The 3,569-nt window shown below is 40.8% G+C and carries 2 protein-coding genes and 1 pseudogene; all 3 read right to left on the minus strand.

All coding sequences use genetic code 11. The annotated features are described in order from the left end of the window. Positions 1-65: 65 nt before the first annotated feature. Positions 66-2,579 (minus strand): DNA methyltransferase, encoded by a 2,514-nt coding sequence (locus ACTTJ8_RS11525; RefSeq protein WP_442721268.1) that lies wholly within the window; start codon positions 2,577-2,579, stop codon positions 66-68. A gap of 226 nt (positions 2,580-2,805) precedes the next feature. Next, positions 2,806-3,315 (minus strand): hypothetical protein, encoded by a 510-nt coding sequence (locus ACTTJ8_RS11530; RefSeq protein WP_442721269.1) that lies wholly within the window; start codon positions 3,313-3,315, stop codon positions 2,806-2,808. Between the two features lie 67 nt (positions 3,316-3,382). Next, positions 3,383-3,569, minus strand: a pseudogene (locus tag ACTTJ8_RS11535) (hypothetical protein); the annotation flags it as partial.

Raw genomic sequence — 3,569 nt, forward strand, 5'->3', positions numbered from 1 at the left:
AATAGTTTTAATTGTTTTGCAAAGGTTTCATAAAAGATAAAACTTACTGACATCTTTAGGTTCCTTTATTTTGCAATTTTAAAATCATCTAAATCAAAAAGCGTTGGAGCTGTCTTTTCAATATCAGCTTCTTTCAAATACGCAACGCCATCATTAAATGAAATCTCGTTCAACTCATGCCCAATCCCATACCGATCTTTTTTGACGGCAATATATGGAACAGTAAAAAGTCCCGCAAATGGATCGTAAATTACTTCTTTTGGATTTGAATACCGCTCAATAAGACGTTCAACGACATCTATTTGCAGCGGACAAATGTGCATATTCAGCGCTTTTCGAGACTGCTCACTATTGAGCGTATACATACGATTGACATCATCCCACACATACTCACTTGGAGAAGCGTTGCTAATAACAGAAAATGAAGCGGGGAGTTTCCGAGCTTCGTCCAATTCTTCTGCCAGCTGCACATGTTCGCTGTAGTTATAAATATGTTCTTTTGAATATTGCCGGTACAATTTCTGCATATCGGATACCGGACATTCTTTTAATTCTTCGAGTGTTACTAATCGGTTCCCGCTTGATCTCCAATATGCGTGTGCATCAATTTGCCACCGTCCTCGACTGTATGTTTCTTTTGTCTTTTGTACCGGAGTATCTGCGTATGCTTTCGTTGTATCGGTTGGTAACTTGCGAAACAGCAAAATATATTCAGGGCATCCTACCCCCATTTTTGAGCCGTCTTTGCATTGCTCACTCCAGCCGAGCCTGTAGGTTTGATTGTTTTCACGTACTACATCAGTAGTAATAATAATGCGCCCCATGTAGCGAAATCCATGCTGTAAAAAATGGAAGACAGTCATATCGCTAAAAGGGTCAACTGTTGGCATCCCGTCTCCCGTTGCATTTCCGAACAAGATACGATCTTTGACATGGACACAGGCAAGGCGACCGGGTTTTAATACACGCAAGAGGTGCGGGGTCAGAAAGTCCATCTGTTGAAAGAATTTTTCATTATTTTCATTATGTCCGAAATCGTTATACGTCGGGGTATATTCGTAGTGATTGCTGAACGGAATTGAGGTAACAACGAGGTCAACCGTGTTATCTGCCATAGTAGGAAGCTCGATACAATTATCGTTTAAGACCGCTTTAAAATTCTTACCCTCAACTACTTTTCTTTCAACACCGATAGTACGGGCAAGTTTTTCTGCAAGCATTACCGATGATAAACCGTATTTACGGACAATCGCTGTCATCTGGGATACAAGATGCTTATGCTGCTCCCATTTTTCTTCTAATGCCTTTAATACCGCTTGTTCACTTTCGGTGTAGATGATATGTACTTCAACGGGGTATGACTGTTGAAACCGATAGATGCGGTGTACAGCTTGAATAAAATCATTGAACTTATAATCGATACCGACAAAAATACATTTGTGGCAATGGTATTGCATATTGCCGCCTTGCGCTGATATATCAGGTTTGGTGGCAAGGTATTTCAATAAACCGTTCTTAAATGCTCGCGTAATAGCAACATTCTTTTCAAGGTCTTGACTGCCATAGACAAACCCTGCATCAGGGAGCGCTTTTTGGAGAGCGTGACGCTCTGCTTCTAAATTATGCCAAAGAATAAAATGATCATCAGGGTCTGCCTGCAATATCTTAATCATCTGTGCTACCCGATCACTGATACTATCTCTCTTTTCTTTTGAAGCATCTTTTAAACCAAGCGCGGCATCTCGGAACATTTTTACTTGCCCGTCATCCTCACATCCGGCGGTTGCATTATCAACCGATACCTTATGATAGATAACTTTGAGCGCCGGTAAATCATAGCCGCTATCAGAATAGGAAGGATTGACATCAGAAGGTTTTGTAATAAAAAGCGCCCACGTAGAAACCCACATCCAAAATTCTTGTTCTTTATGCGGGTAAAGCGTCAAGTTATTAGCCTTCGTGATGTCCCTCTTAAAAAAACGGGTAAGAGCTTGCCCCGTGTCCATCACGCCTAAAAAGCCCGCATAATGGATAAGCTCTTTATATTTATTCGGAGAAGGTGTTGCTGTTGCAACAAACTTATATTTGACATTTTTAAACTTTGGCAAAAACTCTTGATAGGTTTTTGAGCCGAAAGAACGCAGTACAGACGCTTCGTCTAAACTACACGCAGTGAACGAATCAAGATCGATAGTCCCATCCCGCACGCGTTCATAGTTTGTAATGAGAATTGCTTCACTTGCAGCCGCTATATCTTCCTGCGTTTTAATATACCGTACAGGGAGATTATCAAGCAACATTTGCGCATCGTGATAAAATTCGTCAACGATATTCAAAGGTGTTACAATCAAGGCTTTGCCACCTTCTTTTGCTAAAATTAAACGGAGTATCTCAAGTTGTATAACCGTTTTGCCTAATCCGAAACTTGCAAAAATAGCCCGGCAACCTCCGGAGATTGCCCACTTTACGGCATCTTTTTGATGAGGTTTTAAAATATGATGTATGTCATTTTCGACTACAGAAAAACCGCTTGATGGTGCGATTGAGATTTTCTCTTTCAAAAATTCTTCGTATGTCATGCTATATAAACTCCTCTTTATCTTGATGAAAAGTCCCTGTTTCTTTCTCGTTTCTCATTACGTGTGAAAAACCGGAGGCGCTCTGCCTCCATTGCTTTATTGTGATAATGCAGATATACATTCCGCCAAAAGACATACATATGTTTGTCTTCATGGAAGTAATTCATCTGTCTCACGGCATTACCACGTGCTTCTATTACCTCTTTTTCTGTCATATGCCCACCCATTACGAATAAGTGGCATCCGTAATATCACAATAGATAATCGCTGCATCGATTTTCCTATGATAAAAAAGTTCATATTGGACTCTTTTATACAGGTACGCGGTGTAGGATTTTTTTATAAAGAAAGCAGGGCGCTTCAAATATTGTTCGATAATGTAACTTGAAGCATTATGCGCTTTTTCAGAACGCTCACTGTCTGAAAGTGCTTTGATATGCCGGTTTGAAGCAGCTGCCTTGTTGATCATGTTGAGAGCAACGTGACAGCCGAGCCGATACATATCGTTTAATGCTGTTTGATCGTTATCGATAACATACCGCTTTTGCATATTCAGTAATTGCTGATTATCCGTTTGCGGTGTAGCGTAATACGGAATATCGAACAATAGTGAAAGCTGCCTACTATCTATCTGTTTGATATTTGAGTGCCTCCCGCTCGTAGATTGCTTTACAAAGCGCCATCGTTTCGGCTTATGTCCAACATACCATGTCTGCTGGATTGTTAGGGATTTCAAAGCAGAGATACCCTTTATAAAAAACTCTTTTGAGCGTTACCGTGATACTTTTCATGCCTGCATTCTCTTAAAAAAGCTCCTCAGGCACACCATTTGGACCTTCTGCCAACCTCTGCGTATAACCATTATAAATAATGTCGATCAGTTCCCTTGCGGTGTACCGCTCACGTAGCTCGCTAAAATCTTTGATGTCTTGCAGTGTGAAAATCGGTGTGCCGTCTGCATGCTTGCTATGAAACAGCTCGTCCAGTTGC

Origin of the sequence: Treponema sp. (assembly GCF_052169735.1) — a bacterium.
GTDB lineage: Bacteria > Spirochaetota > Spirochaetia > Treponematales > Treponemataceae > Treponema.